Annotated in this window: 19 protein-coding genes; 6 read left to right on the top strand and 13 right to left on the bottom strand. The window is 68.9% G+C overall.

Annotated features, from left to right (window positions below; translation table 11 throughout):
• Positions 1-61: 61 nt before the first annotated feature.
• On the top strand, positions 62-688 hold the full coding sequence (locus tag OOZ63_RS11735; protein WP_266005659.1) for an ATP-binding cassette domain-containing protein: 627 nt from the start codon (positions 62-64) through the stop codon (positions 686-688).
• Here OOZ63_RS11735 and OOZ63_RS11730 read toward each other — a convergent pair.
• The 8 genes from OOZ63_RS11730 to OOZ63_RS11695 form a co-directional block, all read right to left on the bottom strand.
• Positions 625-2,088 (bottom strand): GTPase/DUF3482 domain-containing protein, encoded by a 1,464-nt coding sequence (locus OOZ63_RS11730; RefSeq protein ID WP_266005658.1) that lies wholly within the window; start codon positions 2,086-2,088, stop codon positions 625-627. The genes OOZ63_RS11735 and OOZ63_RS11730 overlap by 64 nt on opposite strands.
• Complete coding sequence (locus OOZ63_RS11725) at positions 2,078-3,433, bottom strand: DUF2868 domain-containing protein (RefSeq protein ID WP_266005657.1); 1,356 nt, start codon at positions 3,431-3,433, stop codon at positions 2,078-2,080. Before OOZ63_RS11725 ends, OOZ63_RS11730 begins: the two co-directional genes overlap by 11 nt.
• Before the next feature lie 59 nt (positions 3,434-3,492).
• On the bottom strand, positions 3,493-3,885 hold the full coding sequence (locus OOZ63_RS11720; protein WP_266005656.1) for a hypothetical protein: 393 nt from the start codon (positions 3,883-3,885) through the stop codon (positions 3,493-3,495).
• Positions 3,886-3,959: 74 nt separating this feature from the next.
• Positions 3,960-4,301, bottom strand: a complete 342-nt coding sequence (locus tag OOZ63_RS11715; protein WP_266005655.1) for a transcription initiation protein — start codon at positions 4,299-4,301, stop codon at positions 3,960-3,962.
• Positions 4,302-5,145: 844 nt separating this feature from the next.
• On the bottom strand, positions 5,146-6,435 hold the full coding sequence (locus tag OOZ63_RS11710) for an RNA polymerase sigma factor (RefSeq protein WP_266005654.1): 1,290 nt from the start codon (positions 6,433-6,435) through the stop codon (positions 5,146-5,148).
• On the bottom strand, positions 6,428-6,847 hold the full coding sequence (locus tag OOZ63_RS11705; RefSeq protein ID WP_266005653.1) for a VOC family protein: 420 nt from the start codon (positions 6,845-6,847) through the stop codon (positions 6,428-6,430). Before OOZ63_RS11705 ends, OOZ63_RS11710 begins: the two co-directional genes overlap by 8 nt.
• 41 nt (positions 6,848-6,888) lie before the next feature.
• A complete protein-coding gene (locus tag OOZ63_RS11700; RefSeq protein WP_266005652.1) occupies positions 6,889-7,413 on the bottom strand; it encodes an SRPBCC family protein in 525 nt (174 codons plus the stop codon).
• A gap of 37 nt (positions 7,414-7,450) precedes the next feature.
• Positions 7,451-7,867: a YciI family protein gene (locus OOZ63_RS11695; protein ID WP_266005651.1), complete on the bottom strand. Its 417-nt coding sequence runs from the start codon at positions 7,865-7,867 to the stop codon at positions 7,451-7,453.
• Positions 7,868-8,012: 145 nt separating this feature from the next.
• Here OOZ63_RS11695 and OOZ63_RS11690 point away from each other — a divergent pair, with 145 nt between their 5' ends.
• The 3 genes from OOZ63_RS11690 to OOZ63_RS11680 are packed head-to-tail and all read left to right on the top strand — an operon-like array spanning position 8,013 to position 10,114.
• On the top strand, positions 8,013-8,480 hold the full coding sequence (locus tag OOZ63_RS11690) for an Rrf2 family transcriptional regulator (protein WP_266005650.1): 468 nt from the start codon (positions 8,013-8,015) through the stop codon (positions 8,478-8,480).
• Positions 8,470-9,366, top strand: coding sequence for an NAD(P)/FAD-dependent oxidoreductase (locus tag OOZ63_RS11685; RefSeq protein ID WP_266005649.1), 897 nt, complete (start codon positions 8,470-8,472; stop codon positions 9,364-9,366). Before OOZ63_RS11690 ends, OOZ63_RS11685 begins: the two co-directional genes overlap by 11 nt.
• Positions 9,367-9,406: 40 nt before the next feature.
• Positions 9,407-10,114 (top strand): class I SAM-dependent methyltransferase, encoded by a 708-nt coding sequence (locus OOZ63_RS11680; RefSeq protein WP_323055742.1) that lies wholly within the window; start codon positions 9,407-9,409, stop codon positions 10,112-10,114.
• A gap of 218 nt (positions 10,115-10,332) precedes the next feature.
• Here OOZ63_RS11680 and OOZ63_RS11675 read toward each other — a convergent pair whose 3' ends face one another.
• The 3 genes from OOZ63_RS11675 to OOZ63_RS11665 are packed head-to-tail and all read right to left on the bottom strand — an operon-like array spanning position 10,333 to position 13,445.
• Complete coding sequence (locus tag OOZ63_RS11675) at positions 10,333-10,683, bottom strand: YciI family protein (protein ID WP_266005648.1); 351 nt, start codon at positions 10,681-10,683, stop codon at positions 10,333-10,335.
• A gap of 50 nt (positions 10,684-10,733) precedes the next feature.
• Positions 10,734-12,221, bottom strand: coding sequence for a hypothetical protein (locus OOZ63_RS11670; protein WP_416234724.1), 1,488 nt, complete (start codon positions 12,219-12,221; stop codon positions 10,734-10,736).
• 3 nt (positions 12,222-12,224) lie between these two features.
• A complete protein-coding gene (locus tag OOZ63_RS11665) occupies positions 12,225-13,445 on the bottom strand; it encodes an SPFH domain-containing protein (RefSeq protein WP_266005647.1) in 1,221 nt (406 codons plus the stop codon).
• A gap of 146 nt (positions 13,446-13,591) precedes the next feature.
• On the opposite strand from OOZ63_RS11665, the gene OOZ63_RS11660 reads away from it, so the two are divergent.
• Complete coding sequence (locus tag OOZ63_RS11660; RefSeq protein ID WP_266005646.1) at positions 13,592-14,296, top strand: response regulator; 705 nt, start codon at positions 13,592-13,594, stop codon at positions 14,294-14,296.
• A complete protein-coding gene (locus OOZ63_RS11655) occupies positions 14,293-16,386 on the top strand; it encodes a sensor histidine kinase (protein ID WP_266005645.1) in 2,094 nt (697 codons plus the stop codon). The genes OOZ63_RS11660 and OOZ63_RS11655 overlap by 4 nt, the downstream gene beginning before the upstream one ends.
• Positions 16,387-16,410: 24 nt before the next feature.
• Here the strand turns inward: OOZ63_RS11655 and OOZ63_RS11650 are convergent, their stop codons facing one another.
• Both OOZ63_RS11650 and OOZ63_RS11645 read right to left on the bottom strand, forming a co-directional pair.
• On the bottom strand, positions 16,411-17,199 hold the full coding sequence (locus OOZ63_RS11650) for a substrate-binding periplasmic protein (protein ID WP_266005644.1): 789 nt from the start codon (positions 17,197-17,199) through the stop codon (positions 16,411-16,413).
• Positions 17,200-17,283: 84 nt separating this feature from the next.
• Positions 17,284-19,257 carry a GGDEF domain-containing protein gene (locus tag OOZ63_RS11645; protein WP_266005643.1) on the bottom strand — a complete coding sequence of 658 codons (1,974 nt, stop codon included), beginning with the start codon at positions 19,255-19,257 and terminating at the stop codon, positions 17,284-17,286.
• Positions 19,258-19,311: the final 54 nt, after the last annotated feature.

Genomic DNA, 19,311 nt, shown 5'->3' with positions numbered 1-19,311 from the left:
GGATGGTAAGGGCGGGCCCGGCCACCGGCGCGAACATAAACTGGGCGCTTTGTCCGCACCCATGCCCAGCCCGAAGGTTCTTGTTCAAGCCCATCATCTGGCCTACACCCCTTGCGGCCGGAGCACTCCGCTGTTCAGCGAGCTGAGCTTCGCGCTCACGCCCGGCCTGAGCCTGATATGCGGCGGCGACGGGCGCGGCAAGACCAGCCTGCTGCGCCTGATCGCCGGCGAGCTGGCGCCCGGCGCAGGGCGCCTGCTGCGCAGCGCCGAGGCGGCGGCTTGCTGCAGTTTTGAGCAGCCGGCTGATCCGATGCACGACCCGGTGCTGGCCCGCGCCTGGCTGGCCGAGCGGCGCGCAGGACGCTTCGCAGCGACTTGGCTGGCAGCGCTGGAGGCCGCGCTGATCGAGGCGCTGGACCTGAGTCGGCATCTGGACAAACCGATGTACATGCTGTCCACCGGCAGCCGGCGCAAGCTGGGCCTGGTGGCGGCCGCGGCCAGCGGCGCCGCGCTGACCTTGCTGGACACACCCTATGCCGCGCTGGACGCGCGTTCCGGCCGCGTGCTCAGCGAGCTGCTGGCCGAGGCGGCCGACGGCACGCAGCGCGCCTGGGTGGTCGCGGACTATGCGCTGCCGACCGGCCTGGACGGCGTCGCGCTGGCGGCGCTGATTGAGCTCGGCGACTGAGCTCCATCCGGCTGCGCCGCCAGCGCCGAGACCAGTGCGGCCAGCACCCGCACCTCGTCGGCCCCACCAGGTGGCGCGCCGACACCGGCCCATTCCGGGTGGCCGCGCGCCGGCCGCAGCGCACGCAGCAGCGCCGACACGGCTTCGGAATCGATGCTCATGCCAGCCTGCTCGCGCATCACTTCCAGCGCCGCATGTCCGCGCCGCTCCAGGCCCTGCAGCAGGGTCAGGTGTTGCGAGGCAATCTGCAGCAGGGCGGCGTCCTCCAGGCTCAGCTCCAGCAGGCCACTCAACTTGTTACGCAGGCGCCGGCCGACCTGACCCAGGCCCTGGCTGGCCAGGCCGCCAAGGGTCGCACCCAGCGTGGCGGCGGCGCCCAGTGAGAGCCCGGCCAGTGCTACATCGGCCACCACGCCGATGGCGCCCCCCACCGCCGCGCCGGTACCAAACTGCCGGCCGGCCTGCTTCAGCAGCTCGGGGTTGAACAGATCGGCCTCCCAGCGACCGGCCAACTGAGGCAACTCGGCCGCCTCGGCGGTGGCTGCTCCGAAGCCGTGCAGCGCCAGCAGCTGCAGCCGGCTGATTTGCAGCCTCGCATTGACCGTCTGGCGGAAGGCGCGCACAAAGGCGGCGCGCGCGTGCTGATCGTCCAGCTGCTGCGCGGGCGCGGCCTCGCGGTAGGCCGCCAGGCCCAGCAGCGATGCTGCAATCAGGCGCAGGCTGGCGCTGCGGCGCTCGACACGCTCACGCTGCAAAAACGCCACCACGCCCGCCAGCTGGGCGCGCCGCTCGGGCAGCAGGGCGCCGAGATCGCCATAGAGGTGGGCCTCGGCGCCGACAAAGGGCGCAACCACATCGAAGCGCAGCAGCGCATGCAGGCCATGGGCCGCCAGCAGCGAGCGCCAGCCAACCTCCTGCGCGGCAGGCTCGCGGACGAAGTTCAGCACCGGCATCAGCGGCCGACCGCCGAGCATCAGAATCTCAAGCTCGGCGGCGAACTTGGGCAGGGCCGGGTCTTCACGGGCATCGATCACCAGCAGGCCGGCATCAACCTGCAGTAGCGCGCGCAAGACCTTGGCCTCCTGCTCGAACTCGCCCTTGGCTGCTTCGCCCTGCAAAAAGGCCTGCAGGCGTTGCGCACGCGGCAGCGCGGCGTCCAGGCCTTGCAGATGATCCAGCAGCGCGGCCGCATCCTCCAAGCCCGGGGTATCGACAAAGCACAGCGCCGGCTCACCGTCGTCCAGGTCCAGCGTGATGGCCTCGACTTGGCGGGTCGTGCCCGGCCGGTCGGACACGGCGCCGAAATCGGCGCGCCGAGTCAGGGTACGCAGCAGCGAGGTCTTGCCGGCATTCGTGTGGCCGACCACCGCGATGTTCAGCGCCGGGAACTCAGCGGCCATGTTCCACCCCCTCCAGCCAGGCGCGCGCCGGCGCCGGTGCGTCGAACACCGCTTGCAAGGGTAGGGCGCAGTCCGCCACCCAGCTGCGCCAGCGCGCGGCGCCCGTCTCGCCGCTGAGCAGCAGGGCCCCGGCACCGACCCGCTGCAAGGCCTCGCGCACAAAGCGCTCGGTACCGCGGTCGGGGCTGGAAGGGCCATGGCAGACCAGCAGCAGGCGCTGCGGGGCCAGGTCTTGCAGCTGGGCCAGCAGGCGACGCTTTTCATCGGCGGCACCGGCGATTCGCTGGGCCAGCGGCGGCGCCGGCAGCCCCACCGGCGGCCAGGGCAGGGACGGCGGCAGCTCATAGCCGAGCAGAGCCGCGCCCTGCATCACGCGCCCGCCCTCGGGCGGCGCGGGCGGCGGCGGCGCGCGGTGGTGCTCGGCGTCGAGCAGGGCGCTCGCGTCCAGTGCGGCAAAGCGCTGCATCAGCTGGCGCAGCTGCGGGTCTTCGCTGTCCAGACGCAGCCCGGCGAGCAGGCGGCGCGTGCGCCAGATGCTCACCAGCAGCGCGATCACCCGCAGGACCAGGCCATAGACCAGGGTGCAGCCCAGCAGCCACAGGGCCCAGCCCCGGTTGTCGTCGGCGCCGACATCCAGCTGCGGCGAGGCAAAGCCCAGCAGCCCTGGCAGCCAGCCGCTGATGCGGGCAAAGCCGGCAAAGAAGCCGGCATCCAGGATCGTCGTTTCCCACGTCAGGCGGTAGGCCAGAAAGGAAAACGCGAATATCAGGCCGCCCAGCGTCAGCAGCAGGGCAAGCGACCAGATCGCGTGATTGACAGCCCCAAGCGCCCAGGCACTCAGCCCCTTCTTGCGGCCAAGCACATCGAGACCGGCTTCCAGCACCAGGGCCTGCGCGGGCGTACCACCCGGCAGCCGGGAGCCGGCCCAGGCTGCCCAGCGAGCCACGCCACCACCCTCGCCCCCGGCGACCAGCAACAGTAGCCACAGCGCCAGGCTCAGCAGATGCGGCCCCAGCACCGCCAGCAGGGCGGCCACCGCGTTAATCTGCCGGTTGCCGCCGACCACGGCCTGCAGCAGGCTGAAGCTCAGCAGACCGATCAGCAAGGCCGCCACTAGCGCCAGCCAGGGCAACCGGCCGCGCCACTGCGCCAGCGCCACATCCAGCGCCTGCTCCCGCGCCAGCCAGTCGGACCGGGCCAGCAGGCGCTGCGGCATCGTGCGCTGCTGCGCGTGGGCCTCGCGCATTGCCTGCGAGTCGTCCAGCGGCCCCTGCTGCGCCTCCAGGCGCTGCACGGCACGCAACAGGATCAACTGGCTCAGGGAGGCGGTGGGGGGGGACGGCATCAGGGGCAGTTTATGGGTTGCGGCAATTTCGGCCTGACGGCTCTCGGGCGCGGGCCGCCTCACCAATGCGTGCTGCGGAACTCGCCAGGCTCCGCCACCCAAGCCCGTGCCGCCTCCATCGTGGCGAAGATCTGTGTCGGGTAGACGTTGAGCGGGGAGTTCGCATAGTGCTCGGCCAGGGCGATCACCTCGGCGTTGGTAGCGACCACGGCAATCCTGATCGAGGGGTTCGTCCTGGATGCGCCCAGGTCTATCGTTGCGACCTCGCTGACGTCCTCAGCATCGAAGTCGATTCGGGACACATCGCGAAAATCATTGATCACGAAGCGCAGGCTGTCGAACCGGGCATCGGCTTCCGTCTCGACCACGGAGCGAATCAGGTCGGCGCTGGACACCACGCCCTCAAAGCGCTTGAGCGCGCCCCGTGGCTCCCAGACAACTTCGTAGCTCATCACTCGGCCCTCGTGCTCGGTCAGCAAACTGCTGAGGCACTTTATACACAAGGCGGGGGCCGGGCGCGCTGCGCTCAGGACTGCGGGTCGAACTGAAACACGCGCAGCTCCTGCTCGCAGCGGCAGGCCTTGGCGATACGCGCGGCCCAGGCAATGGCTGCCTCGCGCGAAGGCAGCTCGAGCACAGTGAATCCACCGTTGAGCGCGGGCGCCCAGGGATAGCCGCCCTCGGCCACTGTGCCGTCGGCGCAGACCAGTACGGGCGGCACGTCCTCATCGATGCCACCGCCGAAGACATAGACGCCGGCAGCCTTCGCCTCGTCAATCACCGCATGCGCGTCCCGGCCGACGGCCTCCCACTCACCGTCGGGCACGACCATCGCAGCGCTGGGAAAGGAGATCAGGTATTTGGCCATGGGCAATGCTCGCTCTAGTTGGGATGGGGACTGGCTTTGAACAGCATCGCCAGCCGGGCCCCATCCAGGTTTCACACTCAATGCCGGCTATCACATTCACATTGCGGATAGGCCAGCTCGTCTCACGCCAACGATAGACACGAGGAGCCACCACCAGCAGCTGCCCTTTTCAGGGGGGTGCCGTCAGCTCGCAGATGCGACTCCGCGTCATATGAGCTGGTCAACGAGCGATCGGTGGACTCGCTGATGGACGCGCAAACCCCCTCGCGATCTCCAATCTCGGTCGGATGCAGGCGGTTCAGCCTGATCGTCGCCCCGGTCCCAGAGGCTGTTGGGATGGGGCCGGCTCGCCTGATGTGCGAGCTGGCGTCTCGGAAAGCCCGGTGGCGCCAACTAGGACATAGAGGGCGGCAAGTGCTCGTACAAGCGAGTGAGTGTGCCCCGCCTCTGCGGCTTGGCGCCGCCGCTGGGGAAGTCGACGTCCGCGAAGGGCTCGACATGGCCACTGTCGAGGAGGCGGTAACTGCGCTGCCGCGGCTTGAGCCCCATGGGCAGCGGGCGCTGCAGCACATACCTGGGCATGCGGATCTCCCGAGATCCTGAAGCTCGTGACGGTTTACGCCAGCTGCTGAATAGTTCATGAGTGCGTCGACTGGCCAATTCCCTCGGTCTCAAGCAGCTGCGCGGCAGACCTGGGCCCGTGCCTCAGGGCACGTTCAAAGTCCCGAGGGACGCGGGCGCTTGACAGTCGAGTCGAGGCATTCATTTGAACCGCTTGAGAATATGTTGCTCAATAGTTGACCGAGTAGTTGAAGAACTCTCTCACGATAGTTTTGCCGACACCCTAGCCCGCCTCCCCCGCCCTTCCCAGCAACAGCTCCCGCTCCCGCCCATTCCTCGTCAGGCCCGCCGCGCGTTCAAACTCGGCGCGGGCCTCGGCGCCGCGTCCCAGCTTGGCGAGCAGATCGCCGCGCACGCTGGGCAGCCAGTGGTAGCCCTGCAGCTGCGGGTCGGCAGCGAGCGTATTGACCAGCTCCAGCGCGGCGGCAGGGCCGAGGCCGGGACCCTGCCCCATGCCGACCGCGACCGCGCGGTTCAGCGCCACCACCGGAGAGGGCATCAGCTGGTACAGCGCGTCATAGAGCGCGACGATCTGGGCCCAGTCGGTGTCCTCGGGGCGGGCCGCGCGGGCATGGCAGGCGGCGATCGCGGCCTGCAGGCCGTAAGGGCCCAGCGCCGCGTCAGGGCCGGCGGCGCGCTGCAGCGCGGCGAGGCCGCGGCGTATCAGCAAGCGGTCCCAGCGGCTGCGGTCCTGGGCCATCAGCAGCACTGGCCGGCCCTGGGCGTCGGTGCGGGCATGGGTGCGCGAGGCCTGGATCTCCATCAGCGCCACCAAGCCATGGACCTCGGGCTCGTCGCTCGCCAGCCCGGCCAGCACCCGGCCCAGGCGCAGCGCCTCCTCGCACAGCGCCGGGCGCATCCAGTCGTCGCCGGCAGTGGCCGAGTAGCCCTCATTGAAGATCAGGTAGATCACCTCCAGCACGGAGGCCAGGCGCTCGGCGCGGGCCGGGCCGGCCGGCGGCACCTCGAAGGGCACGCGCGCCGCCGTCAGGCTGCGCTTGGCACGCACGATGCGCTGGGCAACCGTGGTCTCAGCGGTCAAGAAGGCGCGCGCAATCTCGTCGGTGGACAGGCCGCCCAGCAGACGCAGGGTCAACGCCACCCGCGCCTCGGTGGAGAGCAGCGGATGGCAGGCGGTGAAGATCAGGCGCAAGAGGTCGTCGCCGATATCGTCCTGGCGGGCGGCGTCTAGCGCGTCGACGAAATCAGGTTCGACATGCTGCTGCAGCGCCTCGAGGTCCTGTCCGATCTCCTCGTGTTTGCGCTCGTGCAGCGCGTGCTCGCGCAAGCGGTCCAGCGCACGGCGCTTGGCCGTCGTGGTCAGCCAGGCGCCGGGCTTGTCGGGCAGGCCGTCAACTGGCCAATGCTCCAGCGCGGCCACCAGCGCGTCCTGGGCCAGCTCCTCGGCCAGGCCCACATCGCGAACGATGCGGGCCACGACCGCGATGATCTTGGCCGCCTCGATGCGCCAGACCGCATCGATGGCACGATGGATCTCGCTGCGTTCAGGCATCTTGGGCGGGATTGGCAGCGGCGCTGGCATCCATGAACACCAGCTCCCAGATATGGCCGTCCAGGTCCTCGAAGCCATGGGAGTACATAAAGCCATGGTCCTGCGGCTGGCGCGGCACGGTGGCGCCGGCGGCCACCGCCTTGGCGACCAGCGCATCGACCTGGGCCCGGCTGTCGCAGGACAGGCAGGTCAGCACCTCGGTGCTCTGCGTCGCATCGACAATCCGTTTGCTGGTGAAGCCCTTGAAGAAGTCCTCGACCAGCAGCATGGCAAACAGGTTCTCGCCCAGCACCAGGGCTGCGGCCTGGTCGTTGGTGAACTGGCTGTTGAACCCATAGCCCATGGCGCGGAAGAAGGCCTGCGATCGCGCCATATCCTTGATCGGCAGGTTGACGAAGATTTGCTTGTGCATGATGGGTTCTCCCCAGGTAGTTTGGTGGGTGAGTGGGTGATTCAGTGTTGCTCGGCCAGGCTTTTCAGATTCGCCAGCCCGTCCTCGAAGTCCTGGCCGATCATCCGGTCCATGCTGATGAAAATGCCGATCAGCTTGGAGATAAAGGGCGAGGGTCCTTGCATGGCCCAACTCACCTGGGTGGCGCCGGCCTCGGGCCTGAGCGTGAACTCCACCTGGTTATTGGCCTCGAAGGGCTTGACGAAGTCCAGCTTCATCGCAACCCGACTGGGCGCGGCCACTTCGGTGATCTCCATGCTGCCGACGCCCACCTTGTCACTCTCCCAGCCGTAACGAGCGCCTGGCCCGGCGGTGACGGTGCTGTACCGGCCCTTGATCGCCGGGTCCTTCTTCTCGTAGGGGTTCCAGCGGTTGAAGCCCTTGAGATCATGGATCAGCGCATAGATCTTCTCGGGCGGCGCATGGATGCGGGTGCTGCGCTCGACACGGAAGCTGTCGGGACGAGTAGCGGCATATATCAGCAGCACAGCCAGGGCGGCGGCGACGAGGGCGATGGTCTTGATCATTCCTTGTTTCCCTGAAGTTTGATGTTAGCGATGTGATTCAGTTCTTGTAAGGCGGCAGCTCGCGCAAGCTCTGCACGCAGGCCTGGTCCTCGAAGTCCTCCAGCTCGTAGAGCCGGCGCAGCTCGATCTCGCAGAGCTGGTCGCGAAAGGGCGCTGGAAAGCGCCGCGCCCATTCCATCGCCTCCTCGCGAGATCGCACCTGGATCAGCGTGTAGCCGGCGATCAGCTCCTTGGTCTCGGCAAAGGGCCCGTCGATCAGCAGTCGCTGGCCGCGCTGGTGGCGGATGCGCCAGCCTTCACTGCTGGGCCTGAGCCCGTTCGCATCGAGCAGCACGCCGGCCTGGGCCAACTCCTCGTGGAAAGCCGCCATCTCGGCCATCAGCCCGTCCTCGGGCGGCGGCATCACGCCGGCCTCGCTCTGGGCCGTCGCCCGGACAATGATCATGTAACGCATGGTGTTCTCCTTGATGCGACGGAGCGTTTTGTCGGCCCCTGCATCCACGACGAAGCAGATCGAGCGAAATCGACAAGGCCATCGAAGCAAAGGGATTTCACCGAACCGGTTTGACGCCCTTAGATCATGAAACATATGATGTTGCATGACAAAAGACAGCCGCCTCTCCGCCGTTCTGCATGTGCTATTGCACCTGGCCGAAATGGACGGTCCTGCCACCTCGGAGATGCTTGCCAAGGCCATGGGCACCAACCCGGTGGTGCTGCGCCGGCTGCTCGGCGGCCTGCGTGAGGCCGGCTTCGTCGCGTCAGAGAAAGGCCATGGCGGCGGCTGGTCACTGGCTTGCCGGCTGGCTGACATCAGCTTGCGCGATGTGCACGAAGCGCTGGGCGCACCCACCCTGCTGGCCATCGGCCACCGCTCCGAGCACCCCGACTGCCTGGTCGAGAAGGCCGTCAACGCGACCTTGGGCAGCGCCTTCGCCGAGGCCGAGGCCTTGCTGCTGGCGCGGCTGAGCGATGTCAGCCTGGCCCAGCTGTCCGCCGACTTCCATCAACGTCTGCAATCCCACCGGGGCGCGGCACTTCAACACCACCAAGACCATGACTTTTGATGCGCTTGTCATTGGCGGCAGCTTTGCCGGCCTGTCCGCCGCGATGCAGATTGCACGCGGGCGCCGCCGGGTCTGTGTCGTCGACGCCGGCGCGCCGCGCAACCGCTTTGCCAGCGCCTCGCACGGCTTCTTCGGCCACGACGGCGAGGCGCCGCTGGCGATGATCGCGAACGCGCGCGAAAAGCTGCTTGCCTACCCAAACGTGCACTTCATCCAAGGGCTGGCCGTCGGCGCGGCGGCCGAGGCTGGCGGCGGCGGCTTCTCGGTGGTGCTGCACACGGGCGAGGCGCTGCGCGCGCGCAAGCTGGTGCTGGCCTGCGGCATCGTCGACCGCCTGCCCGAGGGCATCCCGGGCCTGCAAGAGCGTTGGGGCAGGACCGTGCTGCACTGCCCCTACTGTCATGGCTATGAGTTCGATGGCCGGCCGCTGGGCGTGCTGTGGCTCGGGCCGATGTCGGGGCACCAGGCCCAGCTGATTCCCGAGTGGGGCCCAACCACCTTGTTCCTGAACGGCTGCGAGGCTGAGCTGGAGGGCGCGCTGCGGGCTCAGCTGCTGGCGCGCGGCGTGGCTCTGGAGCCGGTGCCGCTGGCCGGCATGGAGGATGGCGGCGCACGCCTGTGCGACGGCCGGCTGATCGAGATCGCTGCCCTCTACCTGGCCAGCCGCACCGAGATGGCCAGCCCGCTGGCCGCGCAACTGGGCTGCGAGTTCGATGCCGGCCCCTTCGGCCCGGTGATACGCACCGACGCCTTCAAGCAGACCACGGTGGTCGGCGTCTACGCGGCCGGCGATGCCGCACGCGTGCCGCACAACGCCACCTTCGCCTCGGCCGACGGCGTGATGGCCGGGGCATCGGTGCATCAGGCCTTGGTGTTCGGGACCTAGCGGGCCACAGAGTAGGCCGCCCCCGGTCGCGAAGCAAGGCTTGCGCGCACACCGCACATTCCACAACGAGGGACAGATGTCTTCTTTTTCAGATCCGCAGGCCCTCGTCGGCTATGCCGACAACGCCACCCGCCGTGTGCCCGGCTTGAATGACATGCATCGCATGGCGGCTTTGCTGATGGCAGAACGCACACCCCCACATGGGCGCGTCTTGGTCGTTGGCGCCGGGGGTGGCATGGAGCTCACACTCTTCGCACAGTCATGCCCGGGCTGGCAGTTTGACGGCGTTGACCCCTCGGCTGAAATGTTGCATCTCGCGAAGATCCGTCTAGGGCCGCTAGCGTCGCGCGTTCAGCTGCACCAGGGCTACATCGACGCTGCACCTCAGGGGCCGTTCGATGCGGCGTCTTGTCTCTTGACCTTGCACTTCACCACCGAGGCTGAGCGCTACAAAATACTGCGCGATATTCATGCGCGATTGAAGCCGGGTGGCGTTCTGGTCGCGGCGCACTACAGCATTTCCCAGGAGCCTGCCGAGCGTGCGTTGGGGCTGTCGCGATGCGCTGCGTTTGCCGCCTCATCTGGCGTCGATCCTGAACAGGCCAAGGCTAGCGCGGTGGCTATCGGCCAGCAGTTGCCCATTCTTGCCCCGGACCAGGATGAGGCGCTGATGCGAAAGGCGGGCTTCTCGGATATCGACACCTTCTATATGGGCTTGGCATTTCGAGGCTGGGTCGCCTACGCCTGAGAGCCCGGTCAAGGCGGCGCCGCTTCATCCGGTAGGCGCGCGGATCGCGCTGGTTCCACCACGGCCCGCCGTCGCTCGGAGCCAAAGAGCAGCCAGGGCTTGCGCACGGCGGCAGGCAACTCTAGATCCAAGGCTCGGCCTCGCCACCGACGAACTCGTCCAACCGCGTCTTCGCATCGGCGGCGGCCTGGACCGCGCAAGGCGGCCGGCGCCCCGTTTCAGTTCACATAGCAGGGTGCGACCTCGCGCACCTCCACCGTCGCCCACTGGGCGGCCGGGCACTCGGCGGCGATGGCCAGGGCCTCGTCGCGGCCCTGGCAGTTCAGCAGGAAATAGCCACCCACCATTTCCTTGGCCTCGGCAAAGGGTCCGTCGGTCAGCACCCGCCGGCCCTCGCGCATCTGCAGGCGCACGCCGGAAGCCGCCAGCGAATTCGCACCGGCCAGCAGGCCCTTGGCCTGCAAATCGGCACCGAAGCGCTGCATCTGCGCATAAGCCTCCTGGCCGGCCTGCAGACCGCGCTCCTCGCGCTGGCCGGTGGGTTCGACGATCAACAACATGTAGGACACAGCGTCTCCCTGGTCTTGGTGAACCGCGCCATTGTGCAGAAAGAAGCGGGTCAGCGCATGCTCAGCGACAGCCGCCGCCAGTCCCGATCCTGCCAGCGCTGGAACGCCCCGAGCAGCCGGGCGTCGCCGGCCTGCCGCTCGGCGGCCAGGCCGTCCAGATTGAGCAGCTCGTAGCTGCGCTTGTAGCGCCCTTCGGCACGGGCTTCACGCGCCACCAGCAGCTGCCGGCCGCCGGGCACCCAGCCGGCAAACTCCGCATAGCCCAGGCCCGGCGCAGCCGCCGCCGGCGGCAGGACATCGATGCGCCAGGCCTTGTTGTCAAGCCGCAGCAGCCACAGCTCGGTCCAGCCATCGAGCGGCTGCACCGCCAACGCAATGGCCGTGCCCTCGCGGTTGATGCGGGCCGAGGCCGGCCAGACCTGGCCCCAGGTGCAGCGGCGCGCGTTGCCATAGGCCACACAGGTCTCGCCCTCGGCTCCGACCGACACCACCAAGCCGGCCATCGTCGCACTGACCGGCTGAACGGCCCAGCGCTGGGCATTCGTGCGCATCGCCGCGTCGTTGTAGGCTGCGCCGTCGTCCTCGGCCAGCTCGGCGGGCTTGATCGCAGCAAACTCGGCCAGCGCGCGCTCCGAGGCCGCCTTCGCGGCCGCTGCGTCGCCGCGGCGCGAGCGCGCGAACGCCAGGCTGCTCCAGACCCCGGCGCGGCGCATCAGCAGGCGGTTTTTCCAGTGGGTGGGCAGGCTGTCGCCGTCCACCAGCTCCAGCACCTCGGCGCGCCAACCGTCCTGCTGCTCACGCTCGCGGGGGTGAAGCTCGGCCGGCTGGCAGTCGGGTCGGGTCAGGGCCAGCGCGGCGCGAACCCGCTGCTCGGGTGCGGCGGCCGCGATGGCCATCACGCGGCGGAACATCTCCCCCTCGTAGCACAGCCGTGTACCGCCGACCCCCTCGTGGCTGGTGAAGTGCAGGCCGTAGCGGGCCGCCACGTCGAGCTGGGCGGCCCGTACTGCCTCGGCATTTTTGCTCAGGACCTGACCCTCGACCACCGGCGTCGAGACCCGATCGGCCAGCCGCTCGGCCAGGCTGCCCATCGCCTCCAGCGCTTGGGCCCCGGCAGCGCCGGCCAGGGTCTGTGCCGGCGCTGCCTGCACATAGGCGGCCGCCAGCCCCAGGCCCAAGGCCTCGGCGCCGGGCTGATGGCGCACCAGGCTCAGCGCGGCCAGCAGGTCGGCCGCGTCGGTAGGGCGGGTGCCGGTGCGCATCAGCTGGGTCTTGCGCACGTAGCCGCCGCGCTCGCGCCGGTAGTCATAGACCTGGTAGTAATCGAGCCGCTCGCCGCGGATCTCCAGCGCCTCACCGCGCCACAACTGGGCCTGGGCCGGCGCCGATTCGCGGGCCGCGCCACGCAGCGCCACCTGGTCCTGCAGCACCAGGGCCACTCCGCTCGCCGCGCCGGCGCAGCTGCTATAGAGGGCGGCAGCCGTGGCCAGGGCCATCAGCAGCGGCACATGAAAACGGCTGAGGAGCTTGCGGTTCATCGCTCACTCCTCGTCGCTGCTGTTGTCGACGACGCTGGCCTGCGAGCGACCGCCCAGCAGCGCATTGCCGATGAAGCCACCGGCGGCCGGCGGCGGCGCGATGATGACCTGGATCTTGTCGGAGAGCTTGTCGGCCATGGCTTTTTGCACCAGCAGCGGATGGCGGGAGATCAGCTCGCCCTCGGTGGCCATTTGCTGGGCGTTGACCTTGCCCAGCTGGGCCAGGCGGTAGGCCTCGGCATCGGCCAGCTGCTGGCGCGCCTGGGCCTCGCCTTCAGCCTCGATGCGGCGGGCCTGGGCATTGCTCTGGGCCAGCTTGAGGCGGGTCACGCTGTTGGCCTCGGCCTCCAGCTGGCGCTGCTCGATCTGGCGCTGCTTGAAGGGCAGCACATGCTTCATCGCCTCCTCCTGGGCCTTGGCCGCGATGAGCTGTTCGCGCGCCGCCGCTTCGGCGGCAATCTCGCGGCGCGCCTTGTCGGCGGCGGCCTCCAGCTCGGTCTGACGCACCTGCTTGTCCTTGATCTCCAAGGTGTAACGCATCCTCTCGGTCGCCAGGCTCTCGGCCAGCAGGCCGTCCATGCCGCGCCGGTAGTCGGCCGGCAGGTCGATCTTGCCGATCTGGATGCTGCGCAGGAGCAGGCCGTCGGCAGCCAGCTTGGTGCGCAGCTCGGCCTCCAAGGTCTGCTGGATCTCCGCGCGCTTGCTTGAGAAGATCTCGCGCACCGTGTGGCGGGCAATCAGCTTGTAGACGATGCCTTGTAGGGCCGGCCCGACGATCTCCTGCTCGATATCGTCGGGCAGGCTGCGGGCCAGTTGGGGCAGACGCGTCGTGTCCAGGCCCCAGCGAAGGGTCAGCTCCATGCCCAGCGACAGGCCCTCGACCGACTGCAGCGGCGCCGCACCGCTGGCGCTGGCCAGATGGGCCGGGCGGTAGCTCTGATCGCGCAGCGGGAAGCTGCGCAGCTGATGCAGCCCCGGCAGCAGCAGCAGGCTGCCGTCGCGAAACTCGCTGGCCGCGCCGCTGAACTGGTTCACCCGCACGGCCACCTCACCGCGCCCCACCGTGTGCAGGGGCGGATGACTGGCAAGGCCATAAACGGCCAGGCCCAGCACGCCCGCCATCAGCAGTGGAGGCAACGCACGGCGCAGCGCGGCCGATTGCGGCACGAAAGGGCGCAGACCACGGCCGATGGCGGCGGGCAAGGTCTTGAGGCGATTCAGCATGGTGGTTCTCGTTCACCCCCGGATTGGGTGAAGCCATCATTCCCGCAAGCGCCGGAAGCAACCATGGAGCGGACGGGCGCATGTACTCACGGCCCGGAAGAAATCCTCACGGGCTCTGAAGCCCGCCCCGCCCATAATTCCCCGCCATGAGCACCCGCATCGCCGTCATCGAAGACGACAGGCCCACCAGCAACCAGCTGGCAGGTTGGATACGCGCCGCCCGCCCAGAGCTGCAGATCGACCAGTGGTTCGACCGTGACGCCGCCGAGGCCGCACTGGCCCGCGAGTCCTACGCGATGGTGGTGCTGGACATCGAGTTGGGCCGTGAGCGCCATGCCGGCGTGGCCTTGATCAATGCGATCAACAAGCTGCACCAGGGCACGCCGGTGCTGGTCGTATCGGCAATGCCGGCCGCCATCTACCGGGGCATCATGAAGGCGCTGGACGCCTGGGACTATCTGCAAAAGACGAGCTTCGGGGAGGCCGAGTTCATCGAGACCTTTCTGGACATCTTGCGCGCCGCCAAGGCTCGCCAGCCCGCTGCGGCGGCCGCAGACGAGACCAACGACGAGCTGCTTCTGGACCCGCTGTGGCAGCGCTCGGCGATCTGGCGCGGCCAGCGGATCAATCTGCCGCTGACGGCCCAGCGCATCCTTGCCACCTTGCACCAGCGCCGGGGTCAGGTCGTGTCCTATGAGGAGCTGTTCGAGGTGGTCAAGAGCGGCCGCAACCGCGACAACGTGCGCAAGCATGTCTCGACCATCCGCGACGCCTTTCGCGATGTCGATTCCGCATTCGATGCGATCGAGAATGTGCCAATGCGTGGGTTCCGCTGGACGGCCCCGTCGTGAAGTTCGAGCTTGGCACCCTGGCCGTGCCGCGCCTGGGCGTGGCGGCGTTTCGCCGCCGCATCGTGTTCCACGGTGTCTTCCTGCTGCTGCTGCTGGCCACGCTGGCGCTGGCGCTGAGCCTGCTGATCGAGGAGAAGCAGCGCAGCTACCAGCGCTATGAGCAGGGCTTCCGGCAATCGCTGGCCGAGATCGTCACCCAACTACGCCACCCGGCCGGTCAGCTGGCGCTGCTGAACCCCGGCCGCGATCAAGCGCCGGGCCAGGCCCTGGCGCCGCTGCTGCTGCCCTTCTCGGCCATCGACTTCGACGAGCAGTACAAGGCCCAGCGCGCGGTCGAGATGTCGGGCTGCGCGCTCCAGTACCCGGACGGCGCCAGCCTGTGCGTCGCGGTGGGCAGCAACGCCTATGCCGGGGGCTTCATCTACCTTGTCGGCAGCCTGGACAGCGGCCCGCTGGTGGGTCGCCAGCGCGGCGGCCTGGATCTGTCGGCCGTGCACCGCGCTCGCGTGAGCCTGCGACTGCGCGGCCGGGACGACATCTGGATCGCCCCCTTCGAGGCCATGGCCGCCGGCAGCGGCGAGGCCCAGCGCGGCCGACTGACGGGCTTTACCGAAACCGGACCGCAGCTGCAGCGCCAGGCGCGGCCGCAGCGCGATTTCCGTGCCTGGTTATGGCGCGAGGGGCCTTGTGTGGACCCCACCAGCACGGCCCCGGACTGCCCGCGCCGCGCCTTCTACTCGATTCGCCTGCCGGTCGAGGCCTTTCGCCAAGCCCTGTTCCAAAGGCCGCAGCCGGCCTGGCCACCGGCCGATCTGGACCGCATCGAGGTGCGCTTACAGCTGCTGGCGCCCGGCGACGGCCCGGCACTGTTCGACAGCGCCACGCCCGGCGCCACGCCGCCGCTGTCATTGGCCCGCATCGGCGCGGCCTTGCAGCCGGGCGAGACACTGAGCATCGTCAAGCTCGCAGCGACGCCCCAAACCATCGCCACCCGCTCGGGCCCCGAGCCTCAGGCCAGTGCGTCGGCGTGGCTGAGCCGGCTGGTGCGGCAACTGCCGGTGCCGACACAAGACATGAACCTGCAGGCGAGGGACCAGATATTGACACCTGCCGGCCGCTACGAAGTGCGCCTGAGTGGCGATCTGACGAGCCTGGACCGGGGTCTCGCCGCCCGCGCGGCGCGGCTGAGTTGGCTGGTCGGCGCCATGCTGGCCGCCATCGCGGCCGCCTGGCTGATCATCGAACTGGGGCTGATACGTCGCATCGCGGTGCTGACGAAGCGGGCCGCCGCGGTCAGCTACAACATGCAAGATCCGCAGATCGACCAGCGCATAGGCGATCTTGATGTCTCGGACCTGCGCGGCCCCGACGAGCTGGGAATTTTGGCAGGCTCGCTGGCCGAGCTGCTGCAGCGGGTCAAGGACGGGCTGCGACGCGAACAGCTGCGCGCCGAGCGCGAACGGGAGATGTGGCACGCGGTAGGCCACGAGATCATGTCGCCACTGCAATCGCTGATGGTGTTGCACGGATCGACTGACGACGCCAGCCATCGCTATGTGCAGCGCATGCAACAAGCCGTGCGGGTGCTCTACGGCACGGCCTCGCCTGGCGAGGCCCTGGCGTCGGCCACGCTCGAGCTTGTCAGCCTGGACCTCGATGAGTTCCTGAGCCATGTGGCGGCCAATGCCGGCTTCGCCGCTATCGAGAACGTGCGCTACACCCCGCTGGGTGCGCCGTTCCAGGTGCGTGCCGACGAGTACTCGCTGGAGGACGCGGTCACCCATGTGCTCGGCAATGCCGACCGCTATCGTCCGCCCGGAACGCCGATCACGCTGACACTGAGCGCCGAAGCCGATGACAGTGCCGTGCTGCACATCCACAACCAGGGCCCGCAGATCGCACAAGACATGCTGGAAAAGATCTTCGAATACGGCGTATCCGATCTGGAACCGGAGTCGCCTGGACAGCGGCGCGGCCAGGGCCTGTTCGTCGCCAAGACCTACCTGGCCAAGATGGACGGGCAGATCCGGGCCTGCAATGTCGCGGACGGCGTGGTGTTCGAGCTGCGCCTGCGGCGAATGCAGGCCTGATCCAGGGCGTGAGCCGAAGTCCGATCAGCGCGGCTTGTACAGGCCCACGAAGCGCTGCATCTCGCCGCTGGTGCGCAGCTGGACCAGCTGCGCATCCAACGCGCGTACGAAGTCGGCCAGCTCGGGCCGCTTGTTCAGCGCCTGCTGAGAGAAGCCCACATAAGCCAGCTGGCTCGACAGCAGATAGGCCGGCTCCAGCCGCACCGGCACCCGCTTGGCCCAGATCGGGTCGGCCAAGGCCTGCTGATGTGCAATCTCGATGCTGAGCCGGTCGTTCGCGTAGCAGTCGATCTGGCCACCGGCCAGCGCGGCCAGCGCGTCGCGGCCGTTGCGGAACTCGAGCTTGCTGAGCTTCTTGTGTTCCACCGCATCGCTGAGCGCCTGGCTCAGCAGATAGCCGCGCATCGTGCCGATCCGCAGGCCGCTGAAGTCATCGGGCCAGTGGCTGGTCGGGCCGATCCCGGTCGCGCCGGCGCAGTGCAGCACCACCTCCTCGCGGTGCAGCGGGCCGGCGTACAACGCGATCCAGTCGCGCCCGAGGCCACGGTAGGGCGGCAATACGCCGTCCACCGCACCCTGCTCGGCTTCGCGCAAGGCACGACCCCAGGGCATGGGCGCGAGCCTCAAGGTCCAGCCGGGCACGCCCTGTGCAGCACGCTGCAGCAGCTGCACGTAAAGACCGGCCGGCTGCTCATGCTCGATATGGCTGTACGGTGGATAGGCCTCGTCCATCGCGAGCGTCGCCACCATCGGCTGCGCCGCCACGCTCAGCGGCAAACACAGCAACAACAGACTTCGCAGCAGTGTTCGCACCCACTCGCTCCCATGGCCATCGGCATATCGGTCAGCGCGCAGTTTAGGCGATGCAAGCCAACGAAGCCGACCCTGGCGCGCGGTTCAGCCCGCCGCGAGCGCCAGCAGGGCCACACGGTTGCGACCACCGCGCTTGGCTTCGTACAGCGCCTGATCGGCTCGGTGCATCAAGGCGCCTAGCGCATCGTCGCCCTCGCCGTGGCTGTCGCTGCAGCCAAAGCTCATCGTCACTGGCACAGGCTGGCCGGACCATTCGATCAGCAGGGCTTGCACTTGGGCACGCAAGCGCTCAGCCACCAGGGTCGCGGCCGCCAGATCGGTGTCCGGCAGCAGCAATGCGAACTCTTCACCGCCGAGCCGGCCCACGCTATCCCCGGCGCGCTGATGTGCGGCCAGCGCCTGGGCCACGGCTGCGATGACCACGTCGCCGGCCGCATGACCGAGGCTGTCGTTGATGGACTTGAAGCGGTCGATGTCGGCCATCACCAGGCTCAGTACGCGGCCGCTGCGCCGGCAGCGGCCGAGCTCGGTGGTCATGCGCTCGAGAAAGCAGCGCCGGTTGGGAATGCCGGTCAGCACATCGGTGTTGGCCAGGCGCCGCTGCAGCTCAGCCTCGCGGCGCTGCAACTCGAGCTCGTGGCGCAGCTCGGCGGACAGCATGCGGTTGGCCAGGCGCTGGCGCTCCAGCGTATTGGCCGCAGCCCGCGCCTGGCGTTCGGTGACCAGGGCCTGAGCGAGATCACCGACCCGCTCGAACGCCGCCGCCAGCTCGACCAGCAGCTCCACGCCCTCGCGGCCGCTGCCCAGCGCATTGGCTCGGACGCTGGCCTGTTGCAGGCAGTCCAGGGCGGCCCGCGCCCCGCCCTGCGGCCCGGACCCGGCATGGCACGCATGCAGCTCGGCCAGGGCGCGCGTCGCGACGATCCACCAATGAGCCAGGCCCTGCGCGTCGGCCAGCGACTGGGCCTCGCGGGCGGCGGCAAAGCCGGCCTGCGCGTCGCCGCTGCGGCTGGCCGCCCTGGCTACCACCACCAACGCGTCGACCACCAGGGGCCACGAGGCCATGGCGCGGGCAATGCGCTCGGCCTGACGGCCGTGGCGGATCGCCGTTTGCCATTGATCGGCCGCCAGCTCGGCATGGCCGGCATAGCAATGGGCCAGCCCGTTGCCACGGGAATCGGGCGCCGCCTGCAGCCAGCGCAGCGCCTCGGCCAAGGTCTGCTGACCGCGTTCCAGATAGCCGTTTTCGCGGTAGAAATTGCCCAGCGTGGCCAGTGCCTCGCCCAGGGTCACCGGCCAGCCGGCGGCTCGCGCAAGTTCCAGCGAGCGCTCCAACCAGGGCAGGGCGGCGTCCATATCCTCCAGATTGGACAGGGCCGCCGCAATTGAGAAAGCGATGCGGATCTGGTAGAGCCGCAGACCCATGCGCTCGGCGGCCTCGAAGGCAGCCATGAAGCGGCCGATCGCCGCCCCATGCGAGCCCGCATCGAAGGCACGGTAGCCCTCGGTCATCGCCAGCAAGGCCTCGACGTCCTCGGCGACCGGCCCCTGCGCGCGCAAGCTGGCCACCCGGCCCAGCACGGTCTGCGTATCGTCACCGAAGGCGGCGAGATTGGCCCAGGCGGCGGCCAGCCGCGCCCGCTCGGCATGACCGGCGGCCTCGAAGTGGCGCTGCTGGGCCTCCAGCTCGCGGCGCCAGCCGGCCACATCGCCACCGGCAGCGGCCAACATCGCGCGGGCGATGCCGGCGTCGCCCAGCCCCAGGCTGTCGCCGGCCGCCGCGAACGCCGCCTCAGCCTCAGCCAGCTGTTGGCGCGCCTCGTCGAAGCGCGCGCCCAGCAGAGCCAGCTCGGCCCGTATCAGGCCCAGGCGACCACGGCTGGACAGCGGCAGCGCAGCTTGCGCGAGCCGGGCGACCAGGGCCTCGCTGCGCTCGCCATCGCGCTGGCGCAGCTGCCAGGCCAGCTCCAGCCAGGCCGGATCGGTGTTGGCGGGCTGCCGGAACTGAAGTCGCGCCTCGAGCGCGGCCAGCTTGTCGTGATGAAGAAAGTAATCCATGCAGAAGGTGCTTGCGCGAGCACGGCGAATCGCCAACGGCCGATTGTCTGTGCT

This window comes from Paucibacter sp. PLA-PC-4, assembly GCF_026241155.1.
Classification (GTDB): Bacteria; Pseudomonadota; Gammaproteobacteria; order Burkholderiales; family Burkholderiaceae_C; genus Roseateles_E.
Note: the sequence above shows the minus strand (reverse complement) of the source record. Positions and strands in the feature narration are given on the sequence as shown.